At 71.0% G+C, this 18,467-nt stretch carries 19 protein-coding genes; 16 read left to right on the top strand and 3 right to left on the bottom strand.

The window, feature by feature from the left end; all coding sequences use genetic code 11:
- Positions 1–18: 18 nt before the first annotated feature.
- On the top strand, positions 19–2,418 hold the full coding sequence (locus tag ACYVLJ_RS09900; RefSeq protein ID WP_460438401.1) for a transglycosylase domain-containing protein: 2,400 nt from the start codon (positions 19–21) through the stop codon (positions 2,416–2,418).
- 103 nt (positions 2,419–2,521) lie between these two features.
- Here the strand turns inward: ACYVLJ_RS09900 and ACYVLJ_RS09895 are convergent, their stop codons facing one another.
- Complete coding sequence (locus tag ACYVLJ_RS09895; protein ID WP_460438400.1) at positions 2,522–3,565, bottom strand: oxidoreductase; 1,044 nt, start codon at positions 3,563–3,565, stop codon at positions 2,522–2,524.
- 56 nt (positions 3,566–3,621) lie between these two features.
- Between ACYVLJ_RS09895 and ACYVLJ_RS09890 the strand changes: the two genes are divergently transcribed.
- Positions 3,622–4,680: an ROK family transcriptional regulator gene (locus tag ACYVLJ_RS09890; RefSeq protein WP_460438399.1), complete on the top strand. Its 1,059-nt coding sequence runs from the start codon at positions 3,622–3,624 to the stop codon at positions 4,678–4,680.
- A 49-nt stretch (positions 4,681–4,729) separates the two neighbouring features.
- On the top strand, positions 4,730–6,280 hold the full coding sequence (locus tag ACYVLJ_RS09885) for a glycosyltransferase family 87 protein (protein WP_460438398.1): 1,551 nt from the start codon (positions 4,730–4,732) through the stop codon (positions 6,278–6,280).
- Here ACYVLJ_RS09885 and ACYVLJ_RS09880 read toward each other — a convergent pair.
- Complete coding sequence (locus ACYVLJ_RS09880) at positions 6,277–7,050, bottom strand: deoxyribonuclease IV (RefSeq protein ID WP_451970627.1); 774 nt, start codon at positions 7,048–7,050, stop codon at positions 6,277–6,279. The genes ACYVLJ_RS09885 and ACYVLJ_RS09880 overlap by 4 nt on opposite strands.
- A gap of 127 nt (positions 7,051–7,177) precedes the next feature.
- On the opposite strand from ACYVLJ_RS09880, the gene ACYVLJ_RS09875 reads away from it, so the two are divergent.
- From ACYVLJ_RS09875 to dnaB, 12 genes are all read left to right on the top strand, one after another.
- On the top strand, positions 7,178–7,969 hold the full coding sequence (locus ACYVLJ_RS09875; protein WP_460438397.1) for a hypothetical protein: 792 nt from the start codon (positions 7,178–7,180) through the stop codon (positions 7,967–7,969).
- Between the two features lie 122 nt (positions 7,970–8,091).
- Positions 8,092–8,991 carry a hypothetical protein gene (locus ACYVLJ_RS09870; protein WP_460438396.1) on the top strand — a complete coding sequence of 300 codons (900 nt, stop codon included), beginning with the start codon at positions 8,092–8,094 and terminating at the stop codon, positions 8,989–8,991.
- 82 nt (positions 8,992–9,073) lie between these two features.
- The gene (locus tag ACYVLJ_RS09865) at positions 9,074–9,964 is read left to right on the top strand and encodes a hypothetical protein (RefSeq protein ID WP_451970635.1); all 891 of its coding nucleotides are present in this window, start codon (positions 9,074–9,076) and stop codon (positions 9,962–9,964) included.
- A 102-nt stretch (positions 9,965–10,066) separates the two neighbouring features.
- Positions 10,067–10,390, top strand: coding sequence for a 30S ribosomal protein S6 (rpsF, locus tag ACYVLJ_RS09860; protein ID WP_191313494.1), 324 nt, complete (start codon positions 10,067–10,069; stop codon positions 10,388–10,390).
- 17 nt (positions 10,391–10,407) lie between these two features.
- Positions 10,408–10,914 carry a single-stranded DNA-binding protein gene (locus ACYVLJ_RS09855; protein WP_460438395.1) on the top strand — a complete coding sequence of 169 codons (507 nt, stop codon included), beginning with the start codon at positions 10,408–10,410 and terminating at the stop codon, positions 10,912–10,914.
- A gap of 134 nt (positions 10,915–11,048) precedes the next feature.
- A complete protein-coding gene (rpsR, locus tag ACYVLJ_RS09850; protein WP_003098744.1) occupies positions 11,049–11,297 on the top strand; it encodes a 30S ribosomal protein S18 in 249 nt (82 codons plus the stop codon).
- A 14-nt stretch (positions 11,298–11,311) separates the two neighbouring features.
- The gene (gene rplI, locus ACYVLJ_RS09845; protein ID WP_451970638.1) at positions 11,312–11,770 is read left to right on the top strand and encodes a 50S ribosomal protein L9; all 459 of its coding nucleotides are present in this window, start codon (positions 11,312–11,314) and stop codon (positions 11,768–11,770) included.
- Between the two features lie 126 nt (positions 11,771–11,896).
- Positions 11,897–12,247 carry a hypothetical protein gene (locus ACYVLJ_RS09840; protein WP_451970640.1) on the top strand — a complete coding sequence of 117 codons (351 nt, stop codon included), beginning with the start codon at positions 11,897–11,899 and terminating at the stop codon, positions 12,245–12,247.
- On the top strand, positions 12,244–12,861 hold the full coding sequence (locus ACYVLJ_RS09835; RefSeq protein WP_460438394.1) for a DUF3558 domain-containing protein: 618 nt from the start codon (positions 12,244–12,246) through the stop codon (positions 12,859–12,861). Before ACYVLJ_RS09840 ends, ACYVLJ_RS09835 begins: the two co-directional genes overlap by 4 nt.
- Position 12,862: 1 nt before the next feature.
- Positions 12,863–14,197 (top strand): hypothetical protein, encoded by a 1,335-nt coding sequence (locus ACYVLJ_RS09830; protein ID WP_460438393.1) that lies wholly within the window; start codon positions 12,863–12,865, stop codon positions 14,195–14,197.
- A gap of 86 nt (positions 14,198–14,283) precedes the next feature.
- The gene (locus ACYVLJ_RS09825) at positions 14,284–15,075 is read left to right on the top strand and encodes an ESX secretion-associated protein EspG (protein WP_451970648.1); all 792 of its coding nucleotides are present in this window, start codon (positions 14,284–14,286) and stop codon (positions 15,073–15,075) included.
- A 504-nt stretch (positions 15,076–15,579) separates the two neighbouring features.
- Complete coding sequence (gene dnaB / locus ACYVLJ_RS09820) at positions 15,580–16,989, top strand: replicative DNA helicase (protein WP_451971970.1); 1,410 nt, start codon at positions 15,580–15,582, stop codon at positions 16,987–16,989.
- Here the strand turns inward: dnaB and ACYVLJ_RS09815 are convergent.
- Complete coding sequence (locus tag ACYVLJ_RS09815; protein ID WP_451970651.1) at positions 16,956–17,438, bottom strand: MarR family winged helix-turn-helix transcriptional regulator; 483 nt, start codon at positions 17,436–17,438, stop codon at positions 16,956–16,958. The genes dnaB and ACYVLJ_RS09815 overlap by 34 nt on opposite strands.
- 189 nt (positions 17,439–17,627) lie before the next feature.
- Between ACYVLJ_RS09815 and ACYVLJ_RS09810 the strand changes: the two genes are divergently transcribed.
- Positions 17,628–18,398, top strand: coding sequence for a dioxygenase family protein (locus tag ACYVLJ_RS09810; RefSeq protein WP_460438392.1), 771 nt, complete (start codon positions 17,628–17,630; stop codon positions 18,396–18,398).
- Positions 18,399–18,467: the final 69 nt, after the last annotated feature.

Below are 18,467 nucleotides of genomic sequence, written 5' to 3'. Positions count from 1 at the left end.
CACCGTGGAGGACGGCCCGTGAACAACGACCGCACGTCGCCTGGCCGGCAGCCCGACCCACGTCGCCGCCGCGCGGCTCGCCGGGGCAGCGCGCCCCGCGCCGGGCTGCTCGGCGCCGAGCCGGAGCTGATCACCCACCACGCGCACAACGGGACCGAGCCGGACGACCCGCCGACGGTGCCGATCCTGCGGCCGCGTCCGGGGCAGCCACCGCGCCGGCCCCGGCCGGCGACCGCGCAGGACCTGCGGAGGCGGCGCTGGCGACGGGTCCGGCGGATCGCGTACGTGGCCGCCGGGCTGTTCTTCCTCGTCCCCGCGGCCGCGTTCCTGATCACCTACTTCGCCGTCGACGTCCCCTCGCCGGAGACGGTCGCGCAGGCGCAGGGCCAGGCCGTCACGTACCTCTACAGCGACGGCACCGAGATGGGCAAGGACGTGCCCACGGGCGGCAACCGGCAGATCCTGGCGGCGAGCCAGATCCCGGACGTCGTCAAGAAGGCCGTGATCGCGACCGAAGACGCGTCGTTCGAGACGAACTCCGGTTTCGACGTCGGCGGCATCCTGCGCGCGGCGTACAACCAGGTCACCGGCGGGTCCGGCGGCGGGTCGACGATCTCCCAGCAGTACATCAAGAACGCGTCCGGCGACGACGACCCGACGCTGACGCGCAAGTGGGTCGAGCTCGCGAAGTCGTTCAAGATGAACCAGACCTACGAGAAGGCGGACATCATCACCGCCTACCTCAACATCATCTACTTCGGCCGCGGCGCCTACGGGATCCAGGCCGCCGCGCAGGCGTACTTCGGCAAGGACGTCGGCCAGCTCGGCTATTCGGAGGCGGCGTTGCTGGCCGGGCTGATCCAGCAGCCGGGCCGGTCGGAGAACACGGCCGTCGCCACGAGCCGGTGGACCACGGCGCTCGACCGGATGCTGAAGAACGGCTACCTGACGCCGGCCCAGCGCGCCGCCGCGAAGTTCCCGACGCCGATCCCGCTGCGGGAGAGCAAGCAGGCCGGGGCGCTGAACCCGTTCATCAAGAAGCAGGTCAAGGCCGAGCTGGCCGCGCAGGGCATCGACGAGAAGCAGTACTACTCCGGCGGGTTCCAGGTGTTCACCACCATCGACCCGCAGGCGCAGCAGTCCGCAGAGAAGGCCGTGTCCGAGGAGATGGCCGGGCAGACCGACAGCCGGATCCTCGACGCGCTGGTGGCGGTCGACCCGAAGACCGGCGGCGTACTCGCCTACTACGGCGGCGACGCGATCGTGAAGGGCCCGAACGGCGAGGACCTGGCCGGGCGCGACTGGGCCGACGAGGCGCACAACCCGGGTTCGTCGATGAAGCCGTTCGACCTGGCCGCGTTCCTCAAGCTCGGCAGAGGTCTCGACGCGCGGTTCGACGGCACCTCGCCGCGCACGTTCCCCGGCGTCGAGCTGCCGGTCCGCAACGCGGGCGACAGCAGCAGCTGCTCGCAGCAGTGCACGGTCGCCGAAGCCATGCAGCGGTCCACGAACACGGTGTTCTACGACATGGTGCTCAACGTGACGAAGCCGTCGGGCGTGGCGGAAGCGGCGCAGGAAGCGGGGATCCGGACCAAGGACAACGGCGGCCGCAGCGCGTTGTTCACCGGCGACAACAACATCTCGATCGGCGGTGGCGGCACCCAGGTGACGCCGGCGGACATGGCCTCGGCGTACGCGACGTTCGCGGCGAACGGCCGCCAGCGCGACCGGCACTTCGTGCAGAAGGTCACCAACGCGAACGGCGAAACCGCGTACCAGGCGAAGGACCAGTCGACCGACGCCTTCGCGGACAACGACCCGGGCAAGAGCGCGCAGATCGCCGGGAACGTCACCGCGGCCTTGGCCCCGGTGATCCAGTTCTCGCGGCTGAGCTGCCCGGCCGGCCACGAATGCGCCGGCAAGACCGGCACCCAGCAGCACACCCCGCAGAACGACGAACCCGCGTCGGCGGCGAACGCGAACTCGCAGACGTGGATGGTCGGCTACACACCTTCGGTGTCGGCGGCGGTCTGGGTGGGCAGCGACGGTGACAAGGCATTGCGCGGCCCGGGCGGCGCGCCGCTGTTCGGCTCCACCCTGGCCGGGCCGATCTGGGACCGGTTCATGCAGCTCTACCTGTCGGGCAAGCCGGGCGAACGCTTCGACCGCGTGGCCGCGATCAGCTCACCCCAGGACCGGGTGCAGGTCGAGGTCCAGCAGCCGGAGGATCAGCAGCAGCCCGACCCGAGGGGGCCGGGCCGGGGCGACGACCGGCAGCAGCAGCTGGACCAGTTCCGCCAGTTCCAGCAGCGGCTGCAGGAGCTGCAGAACCGCCAGCGCAACCGGAACGGCAACGGCACCGGTAACCGCGGCGGCAACGACACCGGTCAGAGCGGAGACCCGAACCCCGGCGGCTGATCCGGTCGGCCGAGCGTGGAAGAGGCCGTGACGTCGGCGCTGGGGGACACCGGCGTCACGGCCAGTCTGACGAGGATGCGGCGGGAGATCGAGGACGCCGTCCTCAGAGCTTGATCACGGACCCTTCGACGCCGGACCGGTGCGCGGCCTCGATCACCCGCAGGGCCTCGACCGACGACTCGGGGTCGACCGGGAACTCGCCTTCGCCGCGCAGCGCGTCCCGCACCTGCGCGTAGAACAGCTCGTAGCGGCCGGTTTCGGTCGGGACCGTCTTGACGTCGTTGCCGACGCCGATCTTGCCCGCGTCCGCCGCCGGCTCCACACCCCACGCGTCGTCGCCCGGGCGCATCCCGGTCTTGATCTGCGGTTCCTGCACGTCGAGGCCGTACTTGGTGAACGTCGCCTGGTCGCCGAGGACCCGGAACCGCGGGTTGAGCGTGCCCGCGAGGGCCGTCGCCCACAGGTGCGAGCGGACGCCGTTGGCGTGCTTCAGCGCGACGAACACGTCGTCGTCGACCTGGACGCCGGCGCGGCGGCGGTCGACCTCGGCGTAGACCTGCGTGACCGGGCCGAACAGCTGCAGCGCCTGGTCGACGATGTGCGCGCCCAGGTCGTAGAGCAGGCCGCCGGCTTCGGCTGGGTCGCCGAACTCGCGCCAGTTGTCCTTCGGCTTCGGCACCCAGCGGTCGTAGCGGGATTCGAAGCGGAACACTTCACCGAGCTTCCCGGACTCCAGGACCTTCCGGACGGTGAGGAAGTCGGAGTCGAGCCGCCGGTTCTGGAAAACCGTCAGGCCGACGCCCGCCGCCTTCGCCGCGGCGACGATCTGCTCGGCCTCGAGCGCGGTCGGCGCGAACGGCTTGTCGACGACCACCGGCAGGCCGGCCTCGATCGCCCGCAGCGCGAGCGGCACGTGCGTGCGGTTGGGCGTGCTGACCACGACGAGGTCGAGGTCGGCCGCCCGCTCGAAGAAGGCGTCGGCGTCGGGCACGACCTCCGCACCCGGGTGGTCGGCGCGGGCCTGGGCGGCGTTGCTCGACGTCGTGATCAGCGCCGGGGTGAGCCCGGGCGTCGCCGCCACCAGCGGGGCGTGGAAGACGCGCCCGCCGATGCCGTACCCGAGGATGCCCACGCGCAAGTCACTCATGGGCCCCATTAAACAACACTGTTGCGTAATTGACCAGGCGTGGGAAGATCGGGTCCATGGCGGACACCGGGGTGAACCTGCGCAACGTGCGCGAACACAACCGCGCCCTGCTGCTCACGCACATCCTGCGCGCCGGCGGCCTCAGCCGCGTCGAGCTCGCCGAACGCACCGGGCTCACCCAGCAGGCCGTGTCCAAGATCGTGCCCGAACTCCTCGACGCCGGCCTGCTGGACGAGGAACGCCAGCCGTCGGCGGGGGTCGGGAAGCCCCGCACGCAGCTCACGATCCGGCCCGGCGCCCGGCACGCGCTCGGCGCGCGCCTGGACCGTGACGAGTACCGCGTGCTGCGCACCAACCTCATCGGCGAAGTCGAGGAGACCGCGGGCGGCCCGCTCCCGGTCGGCTTCACGCCCGAGCAGGCCGTCGAAGCGATCGGCGCCACCGCGCTGGAACTGGCGGACGGCTTCGACGTGCTCGGCCTCGGCCTCGGCTGCGTCGGCCCGCTGGACCACCTCGCCGGCCTGGTCCGCGACGCGACGAACATGCCGGGCTGGCACGAGGTCCCCCTGCGTGACCTGCTCGAGAAGCGCACCGGCCTGCCCGTGACGCTCGACAAGAACACCAACGCCGCCGCGTTCGCGCAGCTCTGGCCGCACGGCGAGCCGACGGCGACCGCGGTGGTGCTCGTCGGCACCGGGATCGGCGTCGGCCTGCTGATCGACGGCCGGCTGTACCGCGGTCCGCGGACCAACGCGGGTGAGTTCGGGCACACCACGATCGCCTACGACGGCCCCGTCTGCGCCTGCGGGCGGCGTGGCTGCGTCGAGATCATGGCCAAGCGCGCACCCGACACACGGACCGCCGCGGGTTTCCTCGGGATCGGCCTCGCCGACCTCGTCCAGGTGCTCGACCTGGAGCGGATCGTGCTGGCCGGGCGGGCCGTGCGGGACGAACCGGGCGGCTACCGCGACGGCGTTTCGGAGCGTCTGGCAGAGCTGCTGCCGCTGCCGCACTGGCAGCGCATCGAGGTCGTCGAGGACTCCTTCGGCGAGGAGATCGTCACGCGCGGGGCCGCCGCGGAGGTCCTGGCCTCGTACTACGCGAATCCGGCATGATCACCGGCTTCACCGCCGCGCACCACGATCACCGCTAACATCCGCACTCGTGCCAGAGGAGACCACGCGCGAGCCGGACCCCGGCCCCGTGACGCTTACCCGGGCGGAACGGGTCGTCCCGAGCTGGAACGAGCCCCTCGCGGCGGCGGTCACCAGACCCATCGGCGGCCCGCTCGGCGAGCACGCGGCGGTCGGCAGGCACTGGTTCTGGTCGCCGCAGCGCGTCGGCCTGCTGCTGGCCACGCTCGCGCTGATGCTCTGCTGGTTCGGCAAGGGCTCCTGCATCCAGCAGTACCAGGACTCCAGCGGCGCCACCCAGCTCGACTGGCGGGCGGGCCGCCCGTTCGTCGCCATGTGCTACTCCGACATCGTGCCGCTCTACAGCTCCGAGCGGCTCGACCGGCCGGGCACCTTCCCGTACTACACGTCGTGGAAGGAGAGCTCGCAGACCGCGGAGAACGACACCCGGTACATGGAGTACCCGGTGTTCACCGGCCTGTTCCAGTGGGCGAACGCGAAGCTCGCGGCGGGCTGGGAGAACCTCGCCGAGGCGGGCTGGCTGCCCGGCGGGCTGCCGGTGGCCGTCTACTTCGACATCACCGCGTTCTTCCTGGCCCTGGCCTGGCTGGTCACCGTGTGGGCGACCGGCCGGACGGTGAAACGCCGACCGTGGGACATGGTGCTGGTGGCGGTCTCGCCGCTGGTGCTCGTGCACGCGTTCACGAACTTCGACGCGATCGCGACCGCGTTCACCGCGACCGGCCTGCTCGCCTGGGCGCGCAAGAAACCGCTGCTCGCCGGGCTCCTGCTCGGCCTGGGCGCGACGGCCAAGCTGTACCCGCTGTTCCTGCTCGGCGTGCTGTTCGTGCTGTGCCTGCGCGCGGGGAAGCTGACGCCGTTCTGGAAGACCGCGGCCGCGGCGGTCGTGACGTGGCTGGCGGTCAACGCGCCGTTCATCCTCACCGCCACCCGCGGCTGGTGGGAGTTCTTCCGGATGAACACGCTGCGGCCGATGGACCCGGACTCGCTGTACAACGTGCTCTCGTACACGACCGGCTGGACCGGGTTCGACGGCGTGCTGCAGCAGAACCAGACGCCGACCTACCTGAACATCACCGTGGCCGTGCTGTTCCTCGCCTGCTGCGCGGGCATCGCCTACATCGCGCTCGCCGCGCCACGGCGGCCGCGCGTCGGGCAGCTCGCGTTCCTCGTCGTGGCCGCGTTCCTGCTGACCAACAAGGTGTGGAGCCCGCAGTACTCGCTGTGGCTGGTGCCGCTGGCCGTGCTGGCGATCCCGCGCTGGCGGCTGCTGCTCGGCTGGATGCTGATCGACGCCCTGGTCTGGGTGCCGCGGATGTTCTACTACCTCGGCGTCGACCACAAGGGCCTGCCCGAAGGCTGGTTCCTCGGCACGGTCGTGGTCCGCGACCTGGCCGTCGCCGCGCTGTGCGTGCTGGTGGTGCGCGAGATCTACCGCCCGGGCACCGACCTCGTCCGGCTCGCCGGCGACGACGACCCGGCGGGCGGGTTCCTCGACGGCGCCCGGGACGTGATCGTCCCGAACGCCGTCCGCCACCGCCGGAAGGTCGCGGCGGCCTAGTTCAGCTTCTCCCGCAGGTACGCGATGTCCGTGGCCTGGCCGTCGGGCGGCGTCTCGACGACGACCGGCGCGCCGGCGGCCCGGGCGACCTCGACGAGCACGTCCGGGTCGATGGTGCCTTCGCCCTCGACGACGTTCGCGTGCCGGTCGCGGGTCGAGCCGAACTCGTCACGGGAGTTGTTGAGGTGCACCAGGTCGATCCGGCCCGTGATGGCCCGGACCTGCTCGACGGCCGTCGAGAGGTCCCAGCCCGCGGCGAACGCGTGGCAGGTGTCCAGGCAGAACCCGGCGCCGAACTCGCCGACCTTGTCCCACAGCCGGGCGATCACCTCGAGGTCGCGGGTGATCGCGTTCTCGCCGCCCGCGGTGTTCTCGATCAGGATCGGGACCTTGAAGCCGCCCTTCTCCTGTTCGCGCTCGAAGAGCTTGCGCCAGTTGTCGAGGCCGGCCTCGACGTCGTCGTTGTCGCCGACGTGCCCGCCGTGCACGATCAGGCCCTTGGCACCGACCGCCGCCGCGCCGTCCGCGTGCTGGGTGACGTTCTTACGGGATGGGATCCGGATCCGGTTGTTCAGCGAAGCCACGTTGATGAGGTAGGGAGAGTGGATGAACACCTCGACCGGGTCGGCCAAGATGGCTTCGCCGTGGGGGTGTGGCTTCGGGGCCTTCCAGCCCTGCGGGTCCGAAAGGAAGAACTGGACGACGTCGGCTTTGCGCGCGGCGACCGCGGTCAACGGGTCGTCGTCACGGACGTGGGCGCCAATCAGCATGCCGAGCACGCTACTCCGGGCCGCGCTCCGGGTTCTCTTTCCCCGTGCGGGGCCTGGTTGGTGACGCTCGTGGAGTACCGTGAGCGCGTTCCGTGATCCAGATTGGTCCGACTGCCGGAGGGCATCGATGGGGAAGCAGCTCGCACGGATCACCGCACTGGGGTTCACTTTCGCCGCTTCGGCCGCCTTGGCGCTGCCGGGCGTCGCGAGCGCCGACCCCAGCCCGACCCTCGGCGGCGACTGCTCCGCCACCCTGCAGAACGGCCAGGCGCGCGACGCGAAAACCGGGCTGCTCCTCGACGCCGGCGCCCCGCTCAACGCCCCGAACCGGCTGACCGTCGGGCTCGACTCGAGCGCGAAGAACACCAACGGCTCGGCGCCGCTGCTCACGCTCCCGGTGGGGGACACCGTGCGGGCGCTCGGCGTCGGCGAAGTGCCGGTGGTCGGCGACGCCGCGGCCAAGGCCGTCTGCCCGGCCGCCCAGGGCGTCGTGAACACGGTCGGCAACGTGACGCAGGGCGCGGCCGGCGAACTGCCCCCGCTGCCCCTCCCGCCGGGCCCGAACCCGCCCCAGCCGAACCCGCCGACGCCGCCGGCGCCCCCGGGCCAGAACCCGCCCGGTGACAGCACCGGCCCGGTGACCTCCGGTCCCGGCGGCGCTGGCCTGCCGGGCGACGCGATCTCCGGCATCTTCACCAACGCCGCCCTGCTGCCGGCCAGCCTGGTCCAGGCACCGGTGGTCGCGCAGATCATCCCCGGCGAGCAGGTCCCGACGGTCGACGAGCAGAAGTCCGGCACGGCGGAGGCGCTCCCCGGCGTCACGCCGCCGGCGAAGCTCCCGATGCTGCTCGCGGTCCTGGCGCTGGCGATCGTCGCCGCGGCCCTCGTCCGGGCGTGGATCCGCCGCAAGCCGGCCTGATTTCACCGACGGTGACCCCCGCTTCCACTCGAATGCCGGACATTTCTGAACGGGCGGGCGTCACCGCGCTGCCTTAACGTCGTTGTCCTGGGGAGAGGCATCGAGACAAAGGGGCAGCGGGTATGCGGGATCGGACACGGAGGGCTACGGCGGTCGGTGCGACGGCGTTCGTCCTCGCCGGTTCGGCCGTGCTCGGCGCGCCCGGGACGGCCTCGGCCGGCGAGACCAAGACCGCCCCGTGCGGCGGCTCGGTGACCGCCGCGCCCGGCGACACGGTCCAGGGCACCACCCCGCTGCTCGGCATCCCGCTCAACCTCGGCGTCGTCACCCAGGCCACCACGGTGCTGACCGGGACGATCAACTCCGTGCTCGGCACGCTCTGCAAGGTCACCGTGACGGTGGTGAACACCGCGGTCTCGCCGGTCCCGGTGGTCGGCGCGCCCGCGGCGAGCGCGATCAACCAGGGCGTCCAGGGCCTGACCAGCGGCGCCCAGCAGGGCCTGAGCGCGGTGACCGGCGGTGGCAAGCAGCAGTCGCCCGGCCCGGGTGGCAACCCGCAGCAACCGCCGTCGCAGGGGACCGGTGGCTCGCCGCAGGGCGGCGCCCCGCAGGGTGGCGGCGGCATCCCCGACTCGAACAGCCCGCTGCTGCCCGGCTTCTCGAACAGCAGCCCGGCGTTCGGCGGCTTCCCGTTCAGCATCGGCACGGGCTATTCGCCGATGCGCGACTACAGCGGCATCCCGTTCGCGACGGCCGGCCTGTTCACGCCGTCCCCGGCGATCCGCTACGGCAGCCAGATCCCGGGTTACGCCCCGCAGTACGGCCTCAACGGCCCCGACAGCACGGCGTCCGGCAACGCCGGAATCCAGACGGCCGGGCGCGCCGAAGCGCTACCCTCCGCGTCCAACGGCATCACGGACGGGTCGAACCTGCCGCTGCTGATCGCGGTTCTGGCACTCTCCGGAGTCAGCGCGGGCCTCGTCCGCACCTGGGTGCTCCGCCGAATGGCCGCTGCGAATTGACCCGACTGCCGAGTATCTTTCACGTATCCCCGTCGTTCATCCTGGTGAACGGAACGACGCCCCGATAACCCCACGGAGGACTGTGCTCGTGCGGAAGCTCTTGACCGTTACCGCCCTGGCCGCCTTCGTCACCGGGAGCGCCTTCCTCTCCGCCGGCACCGCTTCCGCCGCGACGACGCTCGCGGGCACCTGCTCCGGCTCGGTGAACGGCAGCATGGGCGACACCGTCGCGGTCCAGGGCTCCTCGGTGAAGGAACTGGTCCGCACGGGCGCGCGGGACTACGTGAACAGCCACCTTTGGACCGCCCTGTCGGTGTGGCCGGATTCCCTCGCCGACACGATCGCGGGCAAGGGCGCGCTGGCCGTCGGCCAGGTGCCGAACTCGGCGGGCGGCACGATCGCCGGCTCGGCGATCGGCAGCACGGTCGCCACCGCGCTCAAGGGCGCGAACGGGCTCGGCTTGCTGGACAGCACCAAGACCGAGGTCCTCAACGCGATCTCGGCGAACGTCGCGAAGAGCTGCGGCCTGACCACGATCGCCACCAACTACGTCGCCCCCGGCCAGCAGGGCACCGGCAGCACCGGCGGCCAGCAGGGCGGCACGGGCACCGTCCCCGGCGGCAGCTCCGGCAACCTCGCCAACCTGAACCCCGGCACCGCCGGTGGCACGGGCGGCAGCGCGCCGATGCGCGACTACAGCGGCATCCCGACCGCGACCGCCGGCACGGCCGTCGCGCCGGGGGCCCGGTACCCCGCGAACGGCACGCTCCCCGGGGACGCCTCGGCGCCGCAGGCCGGGCCGGGTGACCAGGCCGGGCAGGGTGCCGACGTCCGGGATGCGGGCAACGCCCAGTCGCTCGCCTCGAACGGGGCGTCGAGCGATGTGCAGCTGCCGATGCTGCTCGCGGTGATCGTGCTCGCCGGCGTCACCGCGGGCCTCGTCCGCACCTGGGTCCTGCGCCGCGCGAGCTGACCCCGCCCGCGGGGCCCGCCGGTACCCCCAGGTAGCCTTACCTGGACAAACCCTCCTGCCACGGACAGTCCGTGGCCGCGAGCCCATAGGAGGTGAGTGGTTGTGTCACGCCATTACGAGGTAATGGTCATCCTGGACCCCACGCTCGACGAGCGCACGGTCGCCCCCACGCTGGACAACTTCCTCAACGTGATCCGCACTTCGGGCGGTTCCGTGGAGAAGGTCGACGTCTGGGGCCGCCGCCGCCTTTCGTACGAGATCAAGAAGCACGCCGAGGGCATCTACGCCCTGCTCGACCTGAACTCGTCTTCGGACGCGGTGAAGGAGCTGGACCGCCAGCTGTCGCTGCAGGAGACCGTGCTCCGCACCAAGGTCATGCGTCGCGAGGTCAAGCGCGCCGCGGCCAAGCCCGCCGCCAAGGCCTGAGCCCGAGGGGAACCCCGATGGCCGGAGACACCGTCATCACCGTGGTCGGCAACCTGACGTCCGACCCGGAGCTGCGCTTCACCCCGTCCGGTGCGGCGGTCGCGAACTTCACCGTCGCGTCCACCCCGCGCACCCTCGACCGGCAGTCCGGCGAGTGGAAGGACGGCGAGGCGCTGTTCCTGCGCTGCAACATCTGGCGGCAGGCGGCGGAGAACGTCGCCGAGTCCCTGACCCGCGGCGCCCGCGTCGTCGTGCAGGGCCGCTTGAAGCAGCGGTCGTTCGAGACGAAGGAAGGCGAGAAGCGCACCGTCGTCGAGCTCGAGGTCGACGAAATCGGGCCCTCGCTGCGCTACGCCACGGCCAAGGTCAACAAGGTCAGCCGCGGTGGCGGCGGCGGTGGTGACTTCGGCGGCGGCGGTGGCGGCAACCGCGGTGGCGGCGGCGCACCGGCCGACGACCCGTGGGGCTCGGCCCCGCCGGCCGGCGGCGGTGGCGGCGGCTTCTCGGACGAGCCCCCGTTCTGATCTCGTACACATCCACAAAGATTTTGAGGCTTATTCTGGTCAGCTCGGCGCTACGGGCCGCAGCTTTCGACGAGCCGTAACCCTTGCGCCGGGCGACGGCTGAATAAGCCTCACCGAGTTACCAGGAGTAGACAGTGGCCAAGCCACCCATTCGGAAGCCCAAGAAGAAGGTCTGCGTGTTCTGCAAGGCCGAGAAGAAGGGCCGTCCGGAACTGATCGACTACAAGGACACCAACCTGCTGCGGAAGTACATCTCCGACCGCGGCAAGATCCGTGCCCGTCGCGTCACCGGCAACTGCAGCCAGCACCAGCGTGACATCGCCATCGCGGTCAAGAACTCCCGCGAGATGGCGCTGCTGCCCTACACCTCGACCGCGCGCTAAGGGAGGGCACTGACATGGCGAAGATCATCCTCACCACGGACGTGGCCAACCTGGGCGGCCCCGGCGACATCGTCGAGGTCAAGGACGGGTACGCGCGCAACTACCTGCTCCCGCGGGGCTACGCGATCGTGGCCTCCAAGGGCGCGGAGAAGAACGTCCGCACGATCCAGCGCGCGCAGGAGAGCCGTCGCATCCGCGACCTCGACCACGCCAAGGAGATCAAGGCGACGCTGGAGGGCCTCGGCGCCATCCAGCTGGCGGGCAAGGCGGCCGAGGGCTCGAAGAAGCTCTTCGGTTCGATCACCGCGGCCGAGATCGTCGACGCGATCAAGGCGGCCGGTGGCCCGCTGCTCGACAAGCGCGTGATCGAGCTGCGCGAGCACATCAAGACCGTCGGCAAGCACTCGGTCGGCGCCCGGCTGCACCCGGACGTCAAGGTCGACGTGCGGCTCGAGGTCAAGGCCGCGCAGTAAGGCAGTACGTCGTGAGAAAGCGGGCCGTCCCTGGTGGACGGCCCGCTTTCACGCGTTCAGGGGAACCCCGGACACGACGGCGCCGTCGTAGGACAATGGAGCGGGACGCGAAGGGAGCGCACTCGGATGGGTAACGAGGTCAACATGTCCGCGCCGTCCGGCGGAGGGGGCTTCACGTTCGACGCCGACAAGATCGACGGCGTCATCAAGAAGTGGCAGGACCTGCAGACCGACCTGCAGAACGACGCCGCCGACGCCAACCTGATGGCCGACGTCAAGGCGCCCGGCAAGGAGTTCGCGAGCGGCGACTGGGAGAAGCTCGCCAACCCGTCCGGCAAGGCGTTCCTCGAGCAGAACAAGAAGATGCAGGACTACGTGAAGAACTACATCCAGGCGCTGCTCGACGCGAAGAAGAAGATCACCGCCGCGGACGCGGCCCACACCGGCGACATCTCGAAGGCGGGGCAGCAGCGGTGAACCGCCGTTTCGCCGCGCCCGCGCTGGTCTTCGCCGCGCTCGCCCTCGCCGGCTGCAGTTCCACCACCGGCGGCACCGCCAACCCGGCCGCGTCGAGCGCGCCGGACTCCACGAGCAGCAGCAGCTCGGACGGTGGCGGCGCACCCAAGGTTTCGAGCCCGCTCGACCCGGCCAAGCTGAAGTCCGACCCGTGTTCGGTCCTCTCGTCCTCGCAGCGTTCGACGCTCGGCCTGGAGGACGGCACGCCGCGGTCCACGTCCGCGGGCACGTCCTGCGCGTGGATCTACACCGGTGACGAAACGCGCAGCAGCCGGATCGACATCGCGGCCGACCCGAACACCGACGGGCTCGCGGGCATCTACGACCTCTACGCCAAGGGCGGCAAGGACCAGTACGAGTACTGGGAACCGGCCGACGTCTCCGGCTACCCCGCGGTGTACGCCGCGACGAAGGACTTCCGCAGCCAGGGCCAGTGCAAGCTGCTGGTGGGCGTGACGGACACCCAGGCGGTGCAGGTCTTCACCCAGATCGGCAACGGTCCGGGGGCGACCGCGCCGTGCCCGTACGCGGAGAAGGCGGCCGAGGCGATGATCCAGACCTTGAAGGAGGGCTGAGATGCTGGAACTGGTGCTGCTCGGCGGGTTCGCCGCGTACAACATGGCGACCACGCACTCCGACGACCACAACTCGCAGCAGGGCGACCGCAAGATCGACTGCTACGACATCTGGGACAAGATCACCCACGGCCCCGGCACCGGCTCGATCCAAGACGGGCAGGCGGCGGCCAGCCGGCTGAAGGGCGCCTACGCGGACCGGCTCACCACGATCGACACCCTCGCCAAGGAGATGGACGCGGCCTGGACGGGCGGGGGCTCCGAAGCGGCGCAGAACGCGGGCGCGCACCCGCTGCGGGTGTGGATGGAGGACTCGGGCACCAAGCTGACCGACTCCGACAAGTACCTCGGCGAGCAGAACACCGCGTTCACCACGGTGCACGCGAAGGTCCAGGAGGTCCCGAAGGACCCGCCGAAGAACAACCTGCTCAACGCGATCACGCCGTGGACGACCGACACCGACCGGGCGATCCGCGACTACAACGCCAAGGGCCAGGCCAACGTCGACGCCTTCAACACCTACTTCAAGGCGAGCAACGACAACGGCCAGAACATGCCGACGTACTCCGCGCTCAAGGGGCAGCAGGAAAACGTCAGCGTCGACAACGGCAAGGACGGCAAGAAGAAGCCGGGCGACGGAAACGGCGGCGGTGGCGAGAACGGCGGCGGTCCCGGTGGCGGTCCCGGCGGTGTGAACATGCCGGGCCCGGGCGGCGTCCCGTCGTTCAACGGGCAGCCGCCGAACATCCCGGGCGGCGGCTTCGACCCGTCGAAGGTGCCCGGCGGCGGCACCTACACGCCCCCGAACTTCGATCCGTCGAAGGTCCCGAGCGGCAGCTACGACCCGTCGAAGCTACCGGGCGGCGGCAGCTACACCCCGCCGAACTTCGACGACGGCACCCACTCGTCGGGCTTCGCGCCGTCGAACGTCCCGGGCTTCGGCCCCGGGGGCACGCCGAACTTCTCCGGCGGGGGCGGCGGCTTCGGGCCGGGCGGTTCCGGCGGGGCCGGCGGGATCGGCGATCCGACGGCGGGCTTCGGCCCGGGCGGCGCGGGCTTCGGGCCCGGCGGCTCGACCGGCGCGGCCCTGCCGGGTGGCGCGGGTGCGGCCGGCGCGGGCCGGGGCGGCATGGGCGTCGTCCCGGCGGGCGCGGGCGGCGTGGCGGCCGGGCGCGCCGGCTCCACCGGGATGGGGGGCATGGGCGGCATGGGTCACGGCGCCAAGGGCCAGGGCGGCGGCGACGAAGAACGCACGTCGAAGTACCTGCTCGGCGACGACCCGAACGACATCTTCGGCACCGACGAGCTCACCGCGCCGCCGGTCATCGGCGAGTAACGCGCACCGGACAGCCGGGCGCGTGCCAAGATGGGCGCGCCCGGCCTTCGCGTTCACCGGGTTTCTGATTCCCAGGAGGAAGAGCGGTGCTGGACAGGCAGGTCTCGATCACGACCGGCACCCTGATCAACCTGATCCGGCGCCGCGGCGGAGAACCGCACACGGTGCTGTCCGAGACGCCGACCTGGTACAGCGAAGAGGCCCAGCGCGCCGAAGACGAGCGGGTCAACGCCGAGCTCGCCAAGGCCGGGCTGTTCGGCCCGCGCGGCATGCACCCCGGGTTCGTCGCGACGATCGAAGCGGTCGCGCGGCCGCAACTGGAGTACTACGGCTGGATCGACGGCGGGTTCCAGGGCCGGCCGGTCAGCTACCGGCTGCTCGGCGGCAGCGCCGGTGGTGAGGCCTTCGTCCTGGCCAAGCACGAAGAGCTGGACGTCGTCGTGCTCGAGTCCACCCGCCCCGGCGAGCTGCTCGACGACTTCCTCGGCCAGATCCCGAAGCTGGCGCCCGGGCGCGGGACGCCGATCGCGGTGCCGAAGAGCCAGATCGAAGGGACGGCCCGCGGCGACGACGGCGCCGGGTACGCGGTGCTCCGCAACGACCGCCCGGCCGACGGCTCGCACGAGGTCGAAGAGCTCAAACGGATCCTCGCACTGCGCCGAATGGGGAGTGGCAGCCTCTACGTCGCGGCTCGCAGCCGCACGGGTGCCCGGCACCGGATCGAACGTCCGGTGAACTACATCGATACCTCGGAAGGCCGATGGCTGACGGAGGAGGTTCCGGGGCGTGGCGAGAGCCGGATCGCCTTCACCCCGGCCGACCAGCGCGTTCTCGCTGACCGGTTACGCAGCGCACAGGGCCGGCTCACCGCGGCCTGACCGGTCGGCCGTTCAGCCCACCGGGTTACGGCTCTACCGTCCGTAGTTTTCATCCACAAGCCGTGTGGGCGAATGGGCCCGGACTGGTCCACGACACGCCGAACAACGGACTTCGCGCGACACGCCGCACGAGTTTCAGGGAAGTTCTCCACACCTTGTTCACAGCCTTCGACCTGCGGATTCAGCGAAGCCGATCACGCTTGTCCCCAACTTGTCCACAGCTGTAACGGCACCTGTGACTGGTTACCCCCATTCATCCCCAGGTTGTCCACAGCTGGGTCCCCACCCGGAATTGCCTTCGGCCTTCCGGGGGATCTAGCGTGCCCGCTCGGGCCTGTACTCACGGTGGCGCTCCGCGTGTCTGCGACAGCCGGACGCCGTTGTCGCCGATCATCGGGGGACGGGTCCGGAGACGGGTGGACGCGGATCGAGCCGCGTGCTTCGAGAGCGAAGATCCGGCATACTCGAACGGGTGTTCGACATGATGAGGAGGTGTCCGGGGCGGTGGCGCTGACCGACGATCGCAGTCCGATGTACGCGGAGTCCGACCCGGGTCCGAGCGACCCCGGTCCGGGCGGGGGCGGGTTCGACCGCCAGCCGCCGCAGGACATCGCGGCCGAGCAGTCCGTGCTCGGCGGCATGCTGCTGTCCAAGGACGCGGTCGCCGACGTCATCGAAGCCCTCGGCCCCGACGACTTCTACCGGCCCGCGCACCAGGCGATCTACGACTGCGTCCTGGACCTCTACGGCCGCGGCGAGCCGGCCGACCCGATCACGGTGTCGGCGGAGCTGGAGCGGCGCGGGGAGCTGGGCCGCGTCGGCGGCGCGCCCTACCTGCACACGCTGATCGCGACGGTGCCGACGGCGGCGAACGCGGGCTACTACGCGGAGATCGTCGCGGAGAAGGCGGTGCTGCGCCGGCTGGTCGAGGCGGGCACCCGGATCGTGCAGTACGGCTACGGCGCGGCCGCGGCCGACGGCGCGAACATCGACGAGGTGGTCGACCGCGCGCAGGCGGCGATCTACGACGTCACCGAACGCCGGACCAGCGAGGACTACGTCGCGCTGGAAGAGCTGCTGCAGCCGACGATGGACGAGATCGACGCGATCGCGTCGCGCGGCGGCCAGTCCCAGGGCATCCCGACCGGCTTCACCGACTTCGACGAGCTGACCAACGGCCTGCACCCCGGCCAGATGATCATCGTCGCGGCCCGCCCCGGTGTCGGCAAGTCGACACTGGGCCTGGACTTCGCGCGCTCGGCGTCGATCCGGCACGGCATGACCAGCGTCATCTTCTCCCTGGAAATGAGCCGGACCGAGATCGTCATGCGCATGCTCTCGGCCGAGGCGAAGATCCGCCTCGCCGACATGCGCGGCGGCAAGATGTCCGACGACGACTGGACGCGCCTGGCCCGCCGGATGAGCGAGGTGTCCGAGGCGCCGCTGTTCGTCGACGACTCGCCGAACATGACGATGATGGAGATCCGGGCGAAGGCCCGGCGGCTGAAGCAGCGCAACGACCTCAAGCTCGTCGTCCTCGACTACCTCCAGCTGATGACGTCCGGCAAGCGCGTCGAGTCGCGGCAGCAGGAAGTCTCGGAGTTCTCGCGGCAGATGAAGCTGCTGGCGAAGGAGATCGAGGTCCCGGTGATCGCGATCAGCCAGCTGAACCGTGGTCCCGAGCAGCGGACGGACAAGCGCCCGATGCTGTCCGACCTGCGTGAGTCCGGCTCGCTGGAGCAGGACGCCGACCTCGTCATCCTGGTCAACCGCCCGGACGCCTGGGAGCGGGACGACCCGCGCGCGGGCGAGGCGGACCTGATCATCGCGAAGCACCGTGCCGGGCCGACGGCGACGATCACCGTCGCCCACCAGCTGCACTACAGCCGGTTCGTGGACCTCTCCCACGACTGACCCAAGGCGCTGTACCCGCGGACGAACGCCGTGAGGAGCCGGCCGAAGGTCTCGCGATCTTCGTCCGGCCAGTCCGCCATCACCTCCGCGAACACCGAGCGGCGGAAGGCGTGCAGGTCGTCGAGGTGCGCCTGGCCGGCCTCGGTCGTGACGAGCACCGCACGCCGTCCGTCGCGCTGGTCGGCTTCGCGGCGAAGCAACCCTTGCTCGACAGCGCGCGCCACCAGCCGGCTGGCGCGCGGCTGGTCGACGCCCATCGCCGCGCTCAGGGCCGTCACGGTGCTGGGTTCGCCGCGTTCGGTGAGCTCTTCGACGACGTCGAGCAGCTCGTGCACCGGGTCGTGCGCGCCCTGGCCGCGGGCCTTGCCGATCTTGCTGAGCGCCCGCCGCTGCTGGCTGCGGCGGATGGCGATCATCGCGCGTTCGACGTCGGCCACCGCGTCCGTCATGGTTGCCCCACCTCCGAACTTCTCGAATCTTCCCTGGCCCAGGCCCTCGACGCCGAGTCACTGACCCGCCGGCACTGGCAGGTACTCAACACGATCGTCCGCGGCGCCCGCACGCCCCTCAGGGAATATCCCGGGGGACCACGGCGTCAGGTATCGTAGTAGTTGAACTTTCAATAACTGGAGCCGTCGATGACCCGCACCCCGGTCCTCTACCTCAGCCACGGAGCGCCGCCGCTCGCCGACGACGCCACCTGGACCCGCCAGCTCGCCGCCTGGTCGGCCGACCTGCCGAAACCCCGCGCGATCCTCGTCGTGTCGGCGCACTGGGAGGAGGCTCCGCTGACCATCGCGGCCACGACGACCGTGCCGCTGGTGTACGACTTCTGGGGCTTCCCCGAGCGCTACTACCAGGTGCGGTACGCGGCACCGGGCGCGCCGGAACTGGCGGAGAAGGTGCGAAAGCTGCTCCGCTCGACCGCGACGCCGGTGCACGACGCGCCGGAGCGCGGTCTCGACCACGGCGCCTACGTGCCGCTCGTCGAGATGTACCCGGACGCCGACATCCCGGTGCTGCAGGTCTCGATGCCGTCGCTCGACCCGCAGGAGCTGTTCGACCTCGGCCGCAAGCTCGCGCCGTTGCGCGACGAAGGCGTGCTGATCATCGGCAGCGGCTTCTTCACCCACAACCTGAGCGGCATGGCCCGCGCCACCGACGGGACGCCGCCCGCGTGGTCGGCCGAGTTCGACCACTGGGGTGACGAGGTGGTGCGCCACGGAGACGTCGACGCGCTGCTGGACTTCCAGCACAAGGCGCCCGCGGCGATGCTCGCGCACCCGCGGATCGAGCACTTCGCGCCGCTGTTCGTCTCCCTCGGCGCGAGCACCGAAGAGGGCTCCGGCCGCACGGTGATCGACGGGTTCTGGCACGGCCTGGCGAAGCGGTCCCTGCAGTTCTCCTGAAAAGCGAACGAGCCCCAAGAGCCGGGTTGCGGCTCTTGGGGCTCGTCCCTCTCCAGGGAAGGAGATCCG

The sequence above is a fragment of the Amycolatopsis stemonae genome (genome assembly GCF_054781455.1).
Note: the sequence above shows the minus strand (reverse complement) of the source record. Positions and strands in the feature narration are given on the sequence as shown.

Bases quoted from the DNA above. Each gene is read 5' to 3' on its own strand.
- ACYVLJ_RS09895 (WP_460438400.1), bottom strand. From the start codon at position 3,565: ATGAGTGACTTGCGCGTGGGCATCCTCGGGTACGGCATCGGCGGGCGC.
- ACYVLJ_RS09890 (WP_460438399.1), top strand. From the start codon at position 3,622: ATGGCGGACACCGGGGTGAACCTGCGCAACGTGCGCGAACACAACCGC.
- ACYVLJ_RS09880 (WP_451970627.1), bottom strand. From the start codon at position 7,050: ATGCTGATTGGCGCCCACGTCCGTGACGACGACCCGTTGACCGCGGTC.
- ACYVLJ_RS09875 (WP_460438397.1), top strand. From the start codon at position 7,178: ATGGGGAAGCAGCTCGCACGGATCACCGCACTGGGGTTCACTTTCGCC.
- ACYVLJ_RS09870 (WP_460438396.1), top strand. From the start codon at position 8,092: ATGCGGGATCGGACACGGAGGGCTACGGCGGTCGGTGCGACGGCGTTC.
- ACYVLJ_RS09855 (WP_460438395.1), top strand. From the start codon at position 10,408: ATGGCCGGAGACACCGTCATCACCGTGGTCGGCAACCTGACGTCCGAC.
- rplI (WP_451970638.1), top strand. From the start codon at position 11,312: ATGGCGAAGATCATCCTCACCACGGACGTGGCCAACCTGGGCGGCCCC.
- ACYVLJ_RS09840 (WP_451970640.1), top strand. From the start codon at position 11,897: ATGGGTAACGAGGTCAACATGTCCGCGCCGTCCGGCGGAGGGGGCTTC.
- ACYVLJ_RS09830 (WP_460438393.1), top strand. From the start codon at position 12,863: ATGCTGGAACTGGTGCTGCTCGGCGGGTTCGCCGCGTACAACATGGCG.
- ACYVLJ_RS09815 (WP_451970651.1), bottom strand. From the start codon at position 17,438: ATGACGGACGCGGTGGCCGACGTCGAACGCGCGATGATCGCCATCCGC.
- ACYVLJ_RS09810 (WP_460438392.1), top strand. From the start codon at position 17,628: ATGACCCGCACCCCGGTCCTCTACCTCAGCCACGGAGCGCCGCCGCTC.